Genomic DNA, 15,498 nt, shown 5'->3' on the forward strand with positions numbered 1-15,498 from the left:
GAAGTGCCCACGCCGAACATGCTGCTCGATCTGAACCTGCGGGACCTGGGCGGGCTCACCACGCAGGACGGCCACGTGGTGCGCTCCGGTCTGGTCTATCGCGCCGGGGCGCTGTCCCGGCTGGACCCACGCACGCGCGCCGCCCTCGATGACCTGCGCCTGCACACCATCGTGGACCTGCGCACGCCCTACGAGCGCGAGCGCTACGGCACCAGCTACACGCCCGCGGTCGCTCGGCTGGTGCTCTTGCCCATGGACTCGGGCGACCTGACCAAGACGCTCGTGCCCGCCATCAAGGGCGGCCGGTTCGACCAGGTGCCGCTCGACGTGCTGTCGCAGATCAACCGCGCGCTGGTGCGCGGCGCATACCCGCAGCTGAGCGTGTTCCTGCGCTTGTTGGCCACGCCGTCACGGCGCCCGCTGCTGTTCCACTGCAGCCACGGCAAGGACCGCACGGGGCTCGCCGCCGCGCTGCTGCTGAGCGCCCTCGGAGTGAGCTGGAGCACCGTGCTGGCCGACTACCTGCGCTCGAACGACACGCCGCATGCGCACAACGTGGCGTTCCGTCGGCGCCTCCATCGCATGGCGCCGTGGCTGACGCGCCGCCCCTGGGAGACACCCAACGTGGCGCCGCTGGTGCGGCTGCTCTCGGTGGACGCCGAGTTCCTTGGCGCGGCGCTCGACGAGATGCAGGCCTCGCACGCGGGCGTGGACGGCTACCTGGGGGAACGCCTGGGCATCCACCCGGCGCTCCGCGAGACGCTGCGCAGCGCCCTCCTGACACCGGGACCCTGAACGGTCAGCCCCGCGCGGTGGTGTGCGCGCTGCGGGTGCGCAGCACCACGAGGCCCGAGACGGCGCCGGCCACCGCCCAGCCGCCCAGGATGGCGAGGCCACCGAGCGGCGCGTCGTCGAGCGTGAGCCACACGCGGGCGCCGGCGAGCACCGCCAGGGTCTTGTAGACCAGCATGTATTCGAAGAAGACGGCGTAGCGCGCGGGCTGCCGCGCACCGAGCGTGAACATGACCCCCTCGGCCGCGATGGCTCCGGCGTAGATGGCCTGCGCGAAGGGGTTTCCGCCCACGCCCAGGAGAGACCAGAACGCATCGGGCGCCACCAAGAGCCACAGCGCGAGGGGATACGACGAGAGCGCGAAGAGCACACAGACGATGCGCGTGAGGGCCATGCCGGCATCCGAACCCGAGACGGGCGGCGCGTCAACCGACCGGACGCGCTTCCCCGACCGAGCACGCGTGCAGGAACGCCGCGGCGGTGAGCGGAGAGGTGGCATCCAGGCCCAGCCAGTGCGCCAGGCGGTGGGCAGGCTCCTCGGCGGCAGCCAGCAGCGCCGCGTCGGCGTCCACGCCATCCTGCATGCCCACGCGATCCACGAACGTCCGCAGCGAGCGCGGCACGGCGTCGCTGGCGAACAGCAAGCTGGGGTGGGCCAGGCCGGCACCCGGAGCCTGTCGGAGCGCCTCGGTCCACTGGGGCACTTCGCCCGCAGTGAACAGGGCATACCCAACGGCACCAACCGGCAGCCCGTGCGCGAGGGCGCCGCGGGTGTGCCCGGCGCTGCCCGCCGCCAGCGCTTCGAGCTCCAGCAGCGCGTCCAGCGCCTCACGAAACCACGGGGCGCTCAGCGCCGTGATCGGCTGCTCGGCGCCCGTCGCGCGCAGCGCCTGCCAGACCCGCGTGATCTGCGCCCGGCTGCCCGCGCACACCTGCGTGGCCCCAATCAGCCACGGGCGCTCGTGCAGCCACGCATCCAGCGTGTCGTCCCCGGGGGCCGGCTGATCCGCGTCTACGCGCACCTCGAGCAGCATGGCCGCGCACAGATCGCTGAACCCCAGCGTCACCTTGTGGAGCGCCGCCACCGCCACCGGTACGGGCGCGCGTGTGCAGAGCGCCAGCAACGGCGCGAGGCGCACCCCCGCGCTGATGCGCCGCAGCGTGCGTGCCAGCGTGTCGGGCCGCTCCGCGTCGAAGGCCGACAGCGCCGCCAGCAGCATGGGCCACGTGGCATGCAGCTGGGCCAGCGCCGCCACGTTGCAGGGCAGGCCGCTCGCGTCGCGCGCATCGCCGAACGGGCGCAGTTCTTCGCGCCGTGGCGTGGTGGCGTAGCGGGGAGATGCCTGCTCACCGAGCGGGCGTCCCTGCTCGTCGGGCCACGAGCGCGCGGCGCCGCCCAGCAGCCAGGCGACCACGCCGTCGGTGGTTGCGGCGGGGAGCAAGCCGCTGACGCTCACCGTCGAACGTTCAGCGTCAGCTGTCCCGTCAGCCCGGCCAGCGCCGCGAGCGCCGCCCGGTCAGCCTCGGGTCCCGTGCCTGCTTGGTCCCTCAGCTGCGTGCGGAGCGTGAGCGGCACGTGCCCCATCGCATAGGCCGGCCACTCACCCGTGAACGTGTCGTAGGCCAGCTCTCCGCCGGCGGGGATCACGACGCGCCGGCCCAAGCGAAACCCAGCCCGCGAGCGACGCTGGAACGCGAGCCCCTCGGACTGCAGCTCGACGTCTTGCTGCCCCTCGGGGCCCATGTCGATGAGCGCGAAGACACGCAGGGCGGTGGCCGGCAGCTCCACGCCAACACCCACGGGACCGCGCAGGTGGAGGGTGACGTGCAGCGCCGGCAGCGCCACCTCCCAGCGCGGGGTGAGCACCAGCACCTCGTCCGCCCCCGCGAGCGAAGGCAGCCACAGGGCCGCGAGCCCAACCCCCGTCGCGCGCACGAAGCCGCGTCGCGTGAAGACGTCACTCATCCCCACAGGATACCGAGCGACTGGCCAGCAGCCTCCCCCCGAGGCGAAAAAGATCCTGTCGATCATTCTCGCCTCTCGCGCGTACAACCAGCGGATGGCCCACACGGCACTCACCCACGACAGCCGGCGCCTCGTGTGCTCGGTGGGCCTCGCCCTGCTGGGGCTGGCCGTGCTGCTACCGGCAGCCCACGCCAGCGCCTACGGAGAGGCGGTGGCAGCGGCCAGACGGCCCCGTGAGCCCCCGCCGTCCTACGCGCGCCAGGTGCACGTTCAGGTGGACGAGCTCGAGTGGAAGGCGCACGAGTGCGCGAGCCAGACCGAGACGCGCGCCGCGAGCGTGCGCCTCACCGTGGTGGTGTTTCCGGATGGCCAGTGGTCCGCGACCCTCGACCCGACGCGGCGGCTCACCGCGCCCGGCGCGCGTGGCAGCACGCCGCTCGAGCGCTGCTTCATCGGATACCTCGAGAGCGCGCTCGGCGCCCAGCTCCCTGCCCCACCCGGCCCCCGGCGGGGGGCGCGCGTGACGCACCGCTATCGCCTGCCCGTGGCCGCCAACGCCTCCCAGGCGCGCGCCATCGCCCGCGCCGTGCAGCGTCACACCGAGGCCCTCACCGGCTGCATCCCGGACCGCTCGCTCTCGCCGCGGGTGGACTACCAGCTCCTCCCCAACGGCAACCTCAACGTGGTGTACGTGGACGGAGTGGCCGAGGCCGGCTTCTCGGATGCGCTGGTGTGCCTGCGGAACGAAGCGGCTAACATCCGCGGCCTGCCCACGTACGTGACGTACACGGGCTCGCTGACGCTGGCCCCTGCGCCACCACCCTCTCCTCGCTGAAGCTCGCCTCCCCATGCCCACCTCTCGTGCGCCGCGCGCGCTGCCTTGGCTGTTTCTCGCATCCACCTGCCTGACCGGCTGCGCAGCGCCCGCGCGGGACGGCAGCGACACCGCCGAGGTCGAGGCCACCGCGCGACGCTGGTCCGAGCTGGATCACGACGCGCGCATGGCGGTGATGAGCACCGAGGTCATGCCCGCCGCCCGCCGGCTCTTCCAGGGCTTCGACGCCGAGCGCTACAGCAGCGTGAGCTGCGGCACGTGCCACGGCGAAGCGAGCGCCGCGCGTCACGAGTACGCCATGCCCAACCCAGACCTGTACCCCCTGTTCCCCACAGGGACGCCACAGCAAGCCGCCATGGTGCAAGAGCACCCCGAGATGGTGCGCTTCATGCACAACCACTTGCTCCCCGAGATGCAGTCCATCTTGGGCGCGGACGCGTACGACCCCGAGACCCAGACGGGCTTCTCGTGCTTCTCGTGCCACCCGCGCGGCGAGTAGCGCACACTCGGGGCATGCTCGCCTGGGCCACCGACGTTCACCTCGACTTCCTGGAGGCCCCCGAGCGCCGGGCCTTCGCCGAGCGCCTTGCCGCCACCGGCTGCGAGGCCGTGCTGCTGACCGGAGACATCTCGGACCAGCGCGCCCTGGGCAGGCACCTCGTGGAGGTGGCAGAGACCGCAGGGGTGCCCGTGTTCTTCGTGCTGGGGAACCACGACTACTATCACGGCTCGGTGGTGAGCGGCCGTGACCTGGCGCGCGCGGTCTGCCAGCAAGTGCCGCAGCTGACTTGGCTGCACGTCGCCGGAGTGGTGCCGCTGCGGCCCGGCGTGGCCCTGGTGGGTGTCGACGGCTGGGGCGATGCACGCCTCGGCGCGCCGGACACCACACCCATCCTGTTGAACGACTTCCGCTTGATCGAGGAGCTGGCGTGGAAGCCCACGCCCGCGCGCAACGCGTTGCTGCGCGAGCTGGGGGACGAGAGCGCGGCAACGCTGGCCACCACACTGCACGAGGCGCTGCGCGAGCACACGCGCGTGATCGTAGCCACGCACATCCCGCCTTTTGCCGAGGCCTGCTGGCACGAGGGCGCGCTGTCCAACGATGACTGGCTGCCGTTCTTCACGTGCGACGCCGTGGGGCAGGTGCTGCTGCGTGCAGCCGAGGCGCACCCCGGCAAGCAGCTCGAGGTCTACTGCGGCCACACGCACTCGCCGGGAGTGGCCGAGCTGCGACCCAACCTGGTGGTCTACACAGGCGGCGCCCGCTACGGGCACCCCGACGTGGCGGGCCGCATCGCGCTCCTCTGAGTGACTGCAAGGAAAGGAGGCCATTGCGGGGAAGCGCATAGCCCCGTTTGCGGTATAATCCATCCCGAATGGCAACCACCTCACGGGACCTGCTGACGGCGGCGGACGTTGCTCGTTGTTGCCGCGTGGACATCAAGACCATCCATAACTGGACCAGCCGTGGTGAGCTCCCGCACTTCCGCACGCCTGGCCGGCACCTGCGCTTTCGGCGTGCCGATGTACTCGATTTCCTTCGTCATTACGGCTATCCGGTGCCCGCCTGGCTGCACAGTGGGCCCCCGAGCGTGGCCCTCTTGGGGCCGGCGACACAGCTCGCGGCGCTGCAGCCCACCCTCGCCGAGGACTTCACCCTGTCCCTCTATAGCGAGCCCTGTGGGTTCCTGCTCGCCATGGGGGCTGCCCCACCCGATGCGGCCGTGCTGCTCTCGATACAGACGCCTCCGTGTCCCCCGCCCTTGCTGGTGCGCGTGCTACGGGCCCACGCCGGGACGGAGCACACCCGCCTGGTCACGATCGGCCCACCCGAGAGCAACGGCCTCGATCTGGGTGCCTCGGCGCACCTGCCCTCCCTCGAGGCAGGCTCCCTGCGTCTCACGCTGACGGCGCTGCTGGGCACGCGGCGGATCACTTCGTAGCTGGCGCCCGCCGCCGTTCTCCGCTATAGAGCGCCTCCTTTCCTCGCTCCGGCACAGGGCCGGGGCCGATTGCCCAGGAGGAAACATGACCAGTGCAGCAGCGGCACCCACACGGTGGGCCCGCGAATACGAGACGATTTACATCCTCCGTCCCAACGTGGACAGCGCCGAGGCCGAGAAGGTCGCCACGCGCGTTCGCGAAGTCATGGGCCGCCTCAACGCGACCCTGACCAAGGTGGACACCTGGGGCAAGCGCCGCATGGCGTACCCCATCCAGAAGCACACCCGCGGTATCTACGTATACCTGCGCTACGTGGGCTTCGGCGACATCGTGGCCGAGCTGGAGCGCAACCTGCGCCTGCTCGACGCCGTCATGCGCTTCCAGACCATCGTGCTGGCCGACAAGATCGACCCGGCCTCGGTGACCGTGGACGCCGCCGAGGTGGAGTTCGAGACCATCCAGCAGAGCGAGGACGAGCCCGAGCTGACGTTCGCGCAGCGCCTGGGCCTCGAGGAACGCGCCCGTCGCGACGACCGTGAGATGGACGTCCCCGAGGACGACGCGGACGAGCCCGAGGACGCCGCGAGCACCGACGACAACGAAGATGAGGAGGCCTGAGATGAACGACAACGACGACAACCAGATCGACGGCGGCTCGTCTGATGCCCTCGGAGCGCGTCGGCGTCGCAGCGGCGGCGGCGGTGGTGGTGGTGGTGGCGGCAACGACCGTGGCGACCGCGGCGACCGCAACATGGGTGGCGGCATGGGCGGCGGTCTGAACGGCCCCGGCGGCCCCGGCGGCCGCAGCAAGCGCTCGCCCGCCTTCTCCGGCGAAGAAGCCCAGAGCTTCGACTACAAGGACCCGCAGCAGCTGAAGTACTTCATCAGCGACCGCGGCAAGATCACCCCCCGCCGAGTGAGCGGTCTCTCCGCGAAGCAGCAGCGCGCCCTCACCCTCGCGGTGAAGCGCGCCCGCAATATCGCCCTCCTGCCCTACACCGACTCGAAGTGAGGCTCTGATGGCATCGAACGTACAGGTTGTGTTGAAGAGCGAGGTCGAGCACCTCGGAAGCTTCGGTCAGATCGTCAAGGTGCGTCGCGGCTACGCGCGCAACTTCCTCATCCCGCGTGGGCTCGCCGTCATGGCGACCCGCGCCACGATGAAGCAGGCCGAGCACGAGCGCGCCATGGCCGAGAAGAAGGCCCAGAAGCTCCGCGAAGAGCAGGAGAAGATGGCGGAGAGCCTCAAGGGCGTCGTCATCATGGTGGCCAAGGAAGCCAGCCCCGACGGCAAGCTGTTCGGGTCCGTCACGGCGCAGGACGTCGCCGAGGCGCTCGAGCGCAAGGAGATCCGCATCGACAAGCGCAAGCTGGTCATGCCGGACGAGGCCATCAAGGACGTCGGGTCCTACATGGTCGAGATCAAGTTCGCCTACGGCGTGCGCGCCCAGGTGAAGCTCGAGGTCAAGACGCGCTCCTGAGCGAACGTCTCTGACGAGATGAGAGAGCGAGCCTGGAAACGGGCTCGCTCTTTTGTTTTGGAAATGGGCACCCACGGCTTCAGCCTGAGGGTTCAACACATCTTGCTAGGGGACCGTCTCGCCTTGCGGCAAGGTTCTATGGGCACCCCCGGCTGGAAGCCGGGGGCAGCAGACCAGGCCTGGACCTGCTGAAAGTCCGCCCTTGGGCGGACTGCCTGTTCGACAACAGGGTGTGTTCTACCAAGGGTGGCCGGGCGCAGTGTCTGAGTACCCTCAGTAGGGCAAACCCTGCTGGTAGCCACGTAGTCCGCCGCCGAAAGGCGGGGGACTTTATGCTCATCAGCCACCTGGTTTGCTGCCCCCGGCTTCCAGCCGGGGGTGCCCAAAAGAGGCTTGAAACTCAGTTCCCCGGGGCAACCTCAGGCGCTCGACACCTGCGCGGTCATGCGGCCCGGGTCGATGCCCAAGGCCGCCAGCGCTGCCGTCCAGCGCTCGTCCACGGGGGTGGAGAAGATCAGGTCGAGGTCCAAGTCGGCCGGGATCCACGAGCCCTGCTGCATCTCGCGCTCGAGCTGCCCGGCGGACCAGCCCGAGTAGCCCAGCAGCATGACGCCGCGGCCGGGACCGTCACCGTGGGCCATTTGCTCCAGCACGCCCAGGGATGCCGTGAACGCCAGGCGCTCACCGATGACCAGGGCGCGGTCCTCGTCGCCCTCGGCGGCCAGCGTGTCCTCGCGGTCGTAGACGATCCAGCCCGACTGCGGGGACACCGGGCCCCCCATGAGCACCGGCAGCGAGGTGGTCACCGTGCGCGGGATGTCCATCTGGTCGATGAGGGTGTCGAGCGCCACCCCGGCCAGCTTGTTGATGACGAAGCCGAAGCTGCCGCCCGCGTCATGGTCCACGACCAACACCACGCTGTGGTGAAAGAAGGGGCAGCTCAGCGAGGGAGCGGCGACCAAGAGCCCGGGGGCGATACCGGTGTTCACGTCCAGAACCATAGCAACCCCCGAAGACACCCGGCACTTGCCATTTTCACAATTCACCGGTAGGTGAATTGGTATGCGCCAGTCTCCCGTCCATCTGACAGTCCCGAGTGAGGGCGAGTTCGTCGAGCGCTACGTCAACCGCGAGCAGGCACGCCGCACGTATGGACCCCTGGCCGACCGCTATGCGCGCTTCTACCTGGAAGCCGATCCCGTGGCCGACGCCCTGGCCGACGCGATCGCCGAGCGTCGCGTGACGCGGGCACAGGTGGACTCGGCTCTGCGCAAGGGCCTGCCCAGCGTGAGCGACCCCGCCCCCGAGCTGCGCGCGTTCATCGAGGCCGTGGAGACGGTGCCCGCGTGGGTGGACTTCGCGCTGCTCAACGAGGGCGCCCGCGTGTACCAGCGCCTGGGGCCCGCGGCCATGTTCATCCTCAGCGCGTGGTCGCTGATGAACGGCTACCACTCGGCGCCAGCGGTGAAGCCGCTGATGTGGACGCGCCAGCTGGACAAGATGGCCCCGCGGCGGCTGGCCGAGACGGGCCGCTTCGTGATCGAGACCGTGGAAGAGGACGGGCTGCGGCGCTACCACGAGGGCTTCCGTATCGCCGCGCACGTGCGCGTGATGCACGCCACGGTGCGGCGCATGATCCTGGCGAGTGGCGACTGGAACACCGCCGCCTGGGGGTTGCCCATCAACCAGGCCGACATGGCGGGCACCACGCTGGAATTCTCGGCGCTGGTGCTGCGCGGCGCGGACGCCATGGGCTTCCTGCTGAGCAAGCGCGACCAGCGCGCCATCATGCACCTGTGGCGCTACTCGGGGTACCTGAGCGGCGTGCACCCGGACCTGCTGGCGGAGCTCAGCTCGCTCGAGCGCACCGAGAACTTCACGAACCTGATCTACAGCATCCAGCCGGGCCCCGACGCGGACTCGCTGGCGCTGGCGGCTGCCCTGCGGCGTGTGCCGGCGTCGCGCTCGCGCAACGCGTGGGAGGATCGTCTGGCGGAGCTGGTGATGCGCTATCACGACGGGCTGACCTACGCGTTCAACGGCGACGAGATCGCGTCCTCGCTGAAGGTGCCGAACCCCGAGTGGCGGCACGTCATCCACCTGACGCGCGCCGTGATCAGACCGCTCGAGGTGCTGCGGCGGGTGACCCCAGGGATGAACCAGGCGGTCACGCAGCTGGGTCGCTACCTGTTCCGCGCCAACGTGGAGGGCATGCTGGCGGGCAAGGAGCCGGGCTTCGAGGCCAAGCGTGCGAGCGCGGCGGCCTGAGCGATGACCCGCAAGACGTGCCTGGTGGTGGGAGGAGGCCTCTCGGGGCTCGCCTCGGCGGTGTGGCTGGCCGAGGCTGGCCACTCGGTCACCTTGCTGGAGCGGCGCGGCGCACTGGGCGGGCGCACCATCGCCATCCCGCAGCCCGAGGTGCACGACGTGCCGGACAACGGGCAGCACGTGTTCGCCAGCGGCTATCAGCACCTCTTTCGCTTCCTCGAGAGCGTGGGGACGCGCCAGCACGTGTGCTTCCCGGGGACCATGACGTTCCGCATGCCGGGCGGCGCCACACACCAGAACTCGGTGAAGGGCCTCGCCGCGCTGCGGCCTGCGCTGGGTGATCTTCCTGGCGTCACGGGGCTCGACCGCGTGCGCACGGCCGTGGCGCAGGCGCGCTTGATTCGGCAGTCGCTGAACCAGCCCGCCGACCTCGACAACATCACCGCCGATGAGTGGTTCAGGCGCATCGGCATGCCGGAGAGTGCGCGCAAGGCACAGTGGGACGGCATCGTCATCGGCCTGACCGGGGACAAGCCCGACATCAGCTCGGCCAAGGTGCCGGCGGACTTGCTGGCCACGGGGGTGCGGCGCGCCATCGCCACGCGCACGCCGGTGTCCATTGGCTACCCTACGGTGGACCTCGACACGCTGTTCATCCGCAGCACGGAGAAGGTGTTCGCCGAGCGCGGGGTGACGGTGCGCACCAGCGCGGCCGTGCGCTGCGTGAACGTGGAAGACGGGCAGCTGCAGGGCGTGACGCTGGTGGACGGCGAGGAGTTGACCGCCGACATCGTCATTTGCGCGGTGCCCGTGTGGAAGGTGCGCGGCATGCTGGACCAGGTGCCGGGGCACGAGGTCATCTACCGGGCGTGCGACCACCTCACGCCGGTGCCCATCGTGAGCGTCAACCTGTACGTGGACCGCTCCATCGGGATGATGGACTGGGGGGAGATCCTGTACGGCGGCGAGGGCGTGCTGGAACAAGTGTGGGACCGCCAGCGCATGCACGGGCGCGACCCCGCGAAGACCTGGTTCTACTCCACCACGGTGTCGGCGGCGTACACGCTCGTGAAGCAGAGCAACGCCGAGATCCTGGCGGCGCAGCTGGACATGCTGCGGCGCTACTACCCAGACGCGCGCGACGCGCAGGTGGTGCACAGCCACATCGTGCGCATGCCGTCGTCCACGTTCGCCCAGCGCCCTGGAACAGCCGGGGTGCGTCCGCCGCAGCGCACCCAGGTGCGTGGCCTGGCCATCGCCGGCGACTGGACCCGCACCGACTGGACCACCACCATGGAGGGCGCGTGCCAGAGCGCCGCGCAGGCGGTGGACGCGGTGCTGGGCTGAGCGCCCGCGAGGGCCTATCCTGCCCGCATGGTGGTCACCTCGGAGAGCTCCGACACGACAGCGAGTGCCGGCTCTGCGCCCCGCGGACTCTGGGCCACGCTGCGCGTGAAGCGCCGCCTGCTGCTCTTCGCCGCGCTGCTGGCATGGAGCCTGGGCCGGCTGCGGGTGGAGCTCGCGCTGACGGGCCCCAACGAAGCGAAGCGGGAGGCCGTGCGGGTGCGCACGAAGGCACGCGTCAGCCGGCAACTGCTGCGCGTCTTCGGCGTGGTGATGGAGGGCGAGAACCACATGCCACCGGCCACCCGCGCGCGCTTGGTGGTGGCCAACCACCGCACCGCCTTCGACATCGGGGTGATGATGGCGCAGTTCGGCGGGTTGATGCTGTCGCGCGGGGACCTGTCCAGCTGGCCCATCATCGGGCGCCTGGCGCGCGAAGGGCACACCATCTTCGTGGACCGCGAGAGCGGGCACAGCGGGGCGCGCGCCATCCGGGCCATCCGGCGCGCGCTCGAGGCCGGGAACACGGTCAGCGTGTACCCCGAGGGCACCACGTACATCGGAGACGACGTGCGCGCGTTCTCGCCGGGCGCCTTCGCCGCCGCGCGCGGGCTGGCGGTGGACATCGTGCCGGTGGGTCTGGCCTACGACGCGAACGCGGGCGTGGAGTACTTCCACACGCCGTTCCTCGAGCACCTCGAGCGCGTGGCGGCGCGGCCGCGCACCCGCGTGGTGCTGTGCGTGGGCGAGCCGTTCCCGGCCGAGGGCAAGAGCGCAGACCTGGCCGCGCGCGCGGAGCGTGAGGTGCAGGCCTTGGTCTTGCATGCCCGTGCGCTGCACAACGACCAACGAGGCGCAACATGAGTGTGACGGTGTCCCTATGGCTCTTCGGAGCGCTCATGGCGCTCTTCTTCGCGTGGATCCTTGGCCACATGCAGCGGGGCGACGCGCGCATCCGCACCGAGCGCATGCTGGGCCTCGAGGAGCGCGCGGTGCCCCAGCTGGTGCCCGGCGAGGTGAACGCCATGCGCGGCACCCTGGCCGCAGCGACCGGGAGCGAGCCGCTGTCGTCGCCCATCGACGGAACGCCGTGCCTCTTCTTCGACGCGCTGCTCACGCGCGAGGGCAGCGTGCGGGGCACGCCCCAGCCGCTCGAGACCGTGCACCAGGAGCGCCAACTGGCCGAAACGGACCTCCGAGGGGTGGCACCGGGCACGGACTTCCGGGCGCCCGCGACAGAGACCGACGCGCGCGTGCGGCTCCAGCTGGAGGGCGCACTGCTGCACCCGCGCGATGGCGTGGTCACGCGCGAGGCCGAGTGGCGCGACGGCGAGTGGAGCGCGGACGCATGGCAGGCCGCCGGCTGGCTGGACAGTGAGCGGCGCTACGTGGAGGCGCTGGGCGTGGAGCTGCCGGGGGCGCTCGACGCGGGCATGCTGCGCCTGCGCTACGAGCAGCTGCGGCCCGGCGACGAGGCGCTGGTGATCGGCGAGGTGAGCCGCGACCCGGTCGCGCGCGTGACCACGCTGGGCTCGTCGCCACGCTTTCAGCTGGAGCTCACCAGCGGCTCGCTGGCGGACTACCAGCGCGCGCAGCTGGGGGCCCACCGCGCCATGCAGCGCGCGTCGCGGGGGTTCGTGGGGCTGGCGGCAGTGCTGGTGGCGTTGGCTGGGCTGACCTTCGCCGGTGTGCTCTCCTGAGCGCATGAGTGACCCGTACGTGCTGCCCGCTAGCCGACCGCCGAGCGACTCCTTCACCGAGATGACCGAGATGGTGCTGCCACAGCACACCAACGTGGTGGGCACCGCGTTCGGGGGCGTCATCATGAGCTGGGTGGACATCTGCGCCGCCATCTCCGCGCAGCGCCACTGCGGTGAGGTGGCCGTGACGGCGCGCATCGACGCCATGGAGTTCCACGCGCCGATCCGGCTGGGTGACGTGGTGCGACTCACGGCACGCGTGAACGCAGCCTTCGGGTCTTCCATGGAAGTGGGCGTGCGCGTGGAGCGCGAGGACCGCCGCACCCAGGCGCGCACCGTGTGCGTGGAGTCGTTCCTCACCTTCGTGAACGTGGTGGACGGCCGCACCAAGGCGGTCCCGCGCCTGCTGCTCACCACCGACGAGGAGCGCGCGCTCGAGGAAGCGGCGCGCGCGCGGCGTGAGCAGCGGCTGGCGGCGCGGGCTCAATCGTAACGGAATGTTGCGAGCTGGCCGTCAGCAGTCATAATTCTGGGACACACATGTCGGTGGTGTGCCTGCGTCGGGGGTGACGCACGCACCTTCGACTCCCTGCTGGACCGGACCCTGATGCGACTCACCCACGTTGCTCTCCTCGCTGCCCTCGTCGTGCTCGGCGCCTGCATGGCGCTGCCCGCCAGCGAAGCGCAGGCCCAGGCGCCGCTGCTGCCGGACCTGCAGCGTGCGGCCCGGCGGGCACGCACCGAGGCCGCGCCGCACCGTGCGTATGCGCGCGCGCTCCTGCGGGCAGGCCGCTTCCGCGACGCCGAGCGTGAGTTCAAGGTGGCGGCTCGGCTGTCGCGCAACCAGCCGAGCGCGCTGCTGGAGGTGGCCGAGGCCACCTTCGCCACGGGGGACTGGAACGCCGCGCGCCGCGCGTGCACGGCCATCGAGACGGCTACCGAGCAGCACTCGGCGTGGTCGCGCGTGTGCCGCGCGCAGGCCTTCTTGGTGGGGCAGCGCAGCGCGCGCGCCTTCGAGGAGTTGGAGCTGGCGCTCGCCGAGATGCCGGACCTGGCCCAGGCGCACCTGGCGTTGGGCGATGCGCACCGCTTCCGCGCCGACACCGAGCAGGCGTTGCGGGCGTACCGCCGCGCGGCCGAGCTGGACGCCACGTCGGCCGCGCCGCACCTGGGCATGGGCCTGCTGTATGCCGCGACGGGGCGCCGCGACGAGGCCATCGCCGCCCTGCGCGAGGCACAGCGCCTGGAAGGCAGCTGGCCAGCGGTGCAGCGCGCGCTGGGCCAGCTGCTGCCGCCCGAAGAGGGCCTGCCGCTGCTGCGCGCGGCCGCCGAGGGCTACCCCGACTGGGCCGCCGCGCAGGCCGACCTGGGCCGCGCCGAGCAGCTGGCGGGTCACCCCGCGGAGGCGCGCGCGGCGCTCACGCGGGCGCTCCAGCTCGACCCGGAGCTGGCCCCTGCGCACGCCACGCTGGGCCTGGTCCAGCTGGCCCAGGGAGAGCGCGAGGCAGCCGAGGCGAGCTTCCGTCATGCGCTTCAGCTGGTGCCCAACGACGCCGCCACGGCCACGGCGCTGGCCGACCTGTTCGCCGCCACCGAGCGCTACGAAGAGGCCCTCGAGCAATACCGCGCGGCGGCCGACATGAGCCCCAGCGATCCCACGCCGTTACTCTCGGGTGCGCGGTTGGCGGTGCGCCTCGGGCGCTCGCTGTTCGCCACGGCGTACCTGGACCTCGCGCTCGAGCGGCGCCCCGGAAACTGGGGCGCGCTCGACCTCTACGGAGACGTCATGCTCGCGCGCGGCGACCGGGCGCGCGCCCGGACGTATTTCCAGGACGCGCTGCGTGCTGCTCCGGTCGAGGCGCGGGCGGGCATCGAGGCGAAGCTGCGCGGGCTGTAGCGCCGGCTCAGCTGCGCTCACACTCGTAGGACTCGTACTCGGCGTTGAACGTGCACGTCACGACCACACGCGCGCTGTCCACCTCGCCACGGCCGGAGGAGTCGGGGTCGCCCGTGTCGGGGTAGTAGGTATCCGCGCCGGTCACGCGGATGCGCACGCCCGTCGCCATCCGCTCGATCCGGCCGAGCCGATAGGAAGAGGTCATGCCCGGAACGTCGTAGGACTGGCCGAGCTCCTCCGTGGTGGCGTAGTCCGCACCCGCCGAGCGCACCACGAGGTAGGCGACGACCACGTCGCCGCTCACTGTGTCGTGGTACTGGCACTCGAGCACGTCGGCGCGTGAGTCGTTGGGCAGCGTGACGCCACCACGCTTGAACTCGCTGCGCTGGAGGGTCTCGGGCTCGGGCACCAGCGACTCGCACAGCGCGGGCGCGGCCGCCGGCGTCATGTCGATGGGCTCCGGAGGTGGTGGCTCCTCGACCGGCTCCGCGTCCGGCGGGGGCTCGACCACGGCCACGGTCGCAGCGGGTTCGGTCGTCGCTTCGCCAGCCGTCGTGTCCGTCTCCGCCGGGGTGGTCTCGGGTTCAGGCTCCGTGACCGGTGCGGTGGTGGCCGTTGGGGCGCTCTCGTGCGCGCACCCCGTGAGGAGGGCGATGGTCACGAGCACGAGGCGAGAAGTGCGAGCAACGCGAGAGAGGGGGGAGCGCTGGTCCATGGCGTGAGGAGGTACCACACTCCTAGGGCGGACTGCCTCCCGTAACCACGGGGTGCTCATCTCGCACATCACCGACCATGGACAACACAACCATGCACTTCACGGATGAAGTCACGTTGGAGTCGATAGCGAGGTGCATCGCCACCGTCGCAGGAATAGATGCGGGTTCGCTCATCATCGGAACCCAGGGCTCCTACACGTTCGGTGAAGCGAGCTCCTACGATGGGAAAACACTGCTGCTGATGCATCGCTATGGCGCTGGCGACTTTGTTCAGGAGGTCTTCGTCACGCTCGGCGGCGCCAGGCTGCTATCAGCGACCGGGTCTCGGAAGGCGTTTCTCGTGGCGCTGGCTTCGTCCCTCGGGTCGGAGGTCTTGACCGACGCCCTGGGCAACGCGGACGACGCGTACCACCTGGTTGGCGTCGATGGATCGCTCACGACGGTAGCCGTCCAAGAGCCGGAAGAATATGGCTTCACCGGGCTGTACGTACGGTCTATGGCGAGGGGACGCGCTCGCGCAGACCATTGACCCCCGCCACGCCGGCTGCCTACGCT

At 70.8% G+C, this 15,498-nt stretch carries 20 protein-coding genes; 15 read left to right on the forward strand and 5 right to left on the reverse strand.

Annotated elements, in window-relative coordinates:
• Nucleotides 1-3 precede the first annotated feature (3 nt).
• Nucleotides 4-795: a tyrosine-protein phosphatase gene (locus IPI43_32820; protein ID MBK7778844.1), complete on the forward strand. Its 792-nt coding sequence runs from the start codon at nucleotides 4-6 to the stop codon at nucleotides 793-795.
• Between the two features lie 4 nt (nucleotides 796-799).
• On the opposite strand, the gene IPI43_32825 is transcribed toward IPI43_32820, so the two are convergent.
• The 3 genes from IPI43_32825 to IPI43_32835 are packed head-to-tail and all read right to left on the reverse strand — an operon-like array spanning nucleotide 800 to nucleotide 2,758.
• On the reverse strand, nucleotides 800-1,186 hold the full coding sequence (locus tag IPI43_32825; GenBank protein MBK7778845.1) for a hypothetical protein: 387 nt from the start codon (nucleotides 1,184-1,186) through the stop codon (nucleotides 800-802).
• Nucleotides 1,187-1,217: 31 nt separating this feature from the next.
• Nucleotides 1,218-2,234: a hypothetical protein gene (locus tag IPI43_32830; GenBank protein ID MBK7778846.1), complete on the reverse strand. Its 1,017-nt coding sequence runs from the start codon at nucleotides 2,232-2,234 to the stop codon at nucleotides 1,218-1,220.
• A gap of 11 nt (nucleotides 2,235-2,245) precedes the next feature.
• A complete protein-coding gene (locus tag IPI43_32835) occupies nucleotides 2,246-2,758 on the reverse strand; it encodes a hypothetical protein (GenBank protein ID MBK7778847.1) in 513 nt (170 codons plus the stop codon).
• A 94-nt stretch (nucleotides 2,759-2,852) separates the two neighbouring features.
• Between IPI43_32835 and IPI43_32840 the strand changes: the two genes are divergently transcribed.
• From IPI43_32840 to IPI43_32870, 7 genes are all read left to right on the forward strand, one after another.
• A complete protein-coding gene (locus IPI43_32840) occupies nucleotides 2,853-3,593 on the forward strand; it encodes a hypothetical protein (protein ID MBK7778848.1) in 741 nt (246 codons plus the stop codon).
• A 13-nt stretch (nucleotides 3,594-3,606) separates the two neighbouring features.
• Nucleotides 3,607-4,092 carry a hypothetical protein gene (locus tag IPI43_32845; protein ID MBK7778849.1) on the forward strand — a complete coding sequence of 162 codons (486 nt, stop codon included), beginning with the start codon at nucleotides 3,607-3,609 and terminating at the stop codon, nucleotides 4,090-4,092.
• A gap of 14 nt (nucleotides 4,093-4,106) precedes the next feature.
• Nucleotides 4,107-4,901, forward strand: a complete 795-nt coding sequence (locus IPI43_32850; protein MBK7778850.1) for a metallophosphoesterase — start codon at nucleotides 4,107-4,109, stop codon at nucleotides 4,899-4,901.
• Nucleotides 4,902-4,969: 68 nt separating this feature from the next.
• Nucleotides 4,970-5,536, forward strand: a complete 567-nt coding sequence (locus tag IPI43_32855) for a helix-turn-helix domain-containing protein (GenBank protein ID MBK7778851.1) — start codon at nucleotides 4,970-4,972, stop codon at nucleotides 5,534-5,536.
• Nucleotides 5,537-5,621: 85 nt separating this feature from the next.
• A complete protein-coding gene (gene rpsF, locus IPI43_32860; GenBank protein ID MBK7778852.1) occupies nucleotides 5,622-6,155 on the forward strand; it encodes a 30S ribosomal protein S6 in 534 nt (177 codons plus the stop codon).
• A 133-nt stretch (nucleotides 6,156-6,288) separates the two neighbouring features.
• Nucleotides 6,289-6,549: a 30S ribosomal protein S18 gene (locus IPI43_32865; protein ID MBK7778853.1), complete on the forward strand. Its 261-nt coding sequence runs from the start codon at nucleotides 6,289-6,291 to the stop codon at nucleotides 6,547-6,549.
• 7 nt (nucleotides 6,550-6,556) lie between these two features.
• Nucleotides 6,557-7,018, forward strand: coding sequence for a 50S ribosomal protein L9 (locus IPI43_32870; GenBank protein ID MBK7778854.1), 462 nt, complete (start codon nucleotides 6,557-6,559; stop codon nucleotides 7,016-7,018).
• 419 nt (nucleotides 7,019-7,437) lie between these two features.
• On the opposite strand, the gene IPI43_32875 is transcribed toward IPI43_32870, so the two are convergent.
• Entirely contained in the window at nucleotides 7,438-8,007 is a 570-nt protein-coding gene (locus IPI43_32875; GenBank protein MBK7778855.1) for a YqgE/AlgH family protein, read from the reverse strand.
• Between the two features lie 73 nt (nucleotides 8,008-8,080).
• Here IPI43_32875 and IPI43_32880 point away from each other — a divergent pair, with 73 nt between their 5' ends.
• From IPI43_32880 to IPI43_32905, 6 genes are all read left to right on the forward strand, one after another.
• Nucleotides 8,081-9,286 (forward strand): DUF2236 domain-containing protein, encoded by a 1,206-nt coding sequence (locus IPI43_32880; GenBank protein MBK7778856.1) that lies wholly within the window; start codon nucleotides 8,081-8,083, stop codon nucleotides 9,284-9,286.
• 3 nt (nucleotides 9,287-9,289) lie between these two features.
• Nucleotides 9,290-10,633, forward strand: a complete 1,344-nt coding sequence (locus IPI43_32885) for an FAD-dependent oxidoreductase (GenBank protein MBK7778857.1) — start codon at nucleotides 9,290-9,292, stop codon at nucleotides 10,631-10,633.
• 27 nt (nucleotides 10,634-10,660) lie between these two features.
• Nucleotides 10,661-11,494 (forward strand): 1-acyl-sn-glycerol-3-phosphate acyltransferase, encoded by an 834-nt coding sequence (locus tag IPI43_32890; GenBank protein ID MBK7778858.1) that lies wholly within the window; start codon nucleotides 10,661-10,663, stop codon nucleotides 11,492-11,494.
• 8 nt (nucleotides 11,495-11,502) lie between these two features.
• The gene (locus tag IPI43_32895; GenBank protein MBK7778859.1) at nucleotides 11,503-12,330 is read left to right on the forward strand and encodes a hypothetical protein; all 828 of its coding nucleotides are present in this window, start codon (nucleotides 11,503-11,505) and stop codon (nucleotides 12,328-12,330) included.
• 4 nt (nucleotides 12,331-12,334) lie between these two features.
• Complete coding sequence (locus IPI43_32900; GenBank protein MBK7778860.1) at nucleotides 12,335-12,823, forward strand: acyl-CoA thioesterase; 489 nt, start codon at nucleotides 12,335-12,337, stop codon at nucleotides 12,821-12,823.
• A 114-nt stretch (nucleotides 12,824-12,937) separates the two neighbouring features.
• A complete protein-coding gene (locus IPI43_32905) occupies nucleotides 12,938-14,227 on the forward strand; it encodes a tetratricopeptide repeat protein (GenBank protein ID MBK7778861.1) in 1,290 nt (429 codons plus the stop codon).
• A 7-nt stretch (nucleotides 14,228-14,234) separates the two neighbouring features.
• On the opposite strand, the gene IPI43_32910 is transcribed toward IPI43_32905, so the two are convergent.
• Nucleotides 14,235-14,888, reverse strand: a complete 654-nt coding sequence (locus tag IPI43_32910; GenBank protein MBK7778862.1) for a hypothetical protein — start codon at nucleotides 14,886-14,888, stop codon at nucleotides 14,235-14,237.
• Nucleotides 14,889-15,019: 131 nt separating this feature from the next.
• On the opposite strand from IPI43_32910, the gene IPI43_32915 reads away from it, so the two are divergent.
• Entirely contained in the window at nucleotides 15,020-15,472 is a 453-nt protein-coding gene (locus IPI43_32915; GenBank protein MBK7778863.1) for a hypothetical protein, read from the forward strand.
• The last annotated feature ends 26 nt before the right edge of the window (nucleotides 15,473-15,498 follow it).

This window comes from Sandaracinaceae bacterium (assembly GCA_016706685.1).
In the GTDB taxonomy this organism is placed as follows: Bacteria; Myxococcota_A; Polyangia; order Polyangiales; family Houyiibacteriaceae; genus JADJJE01.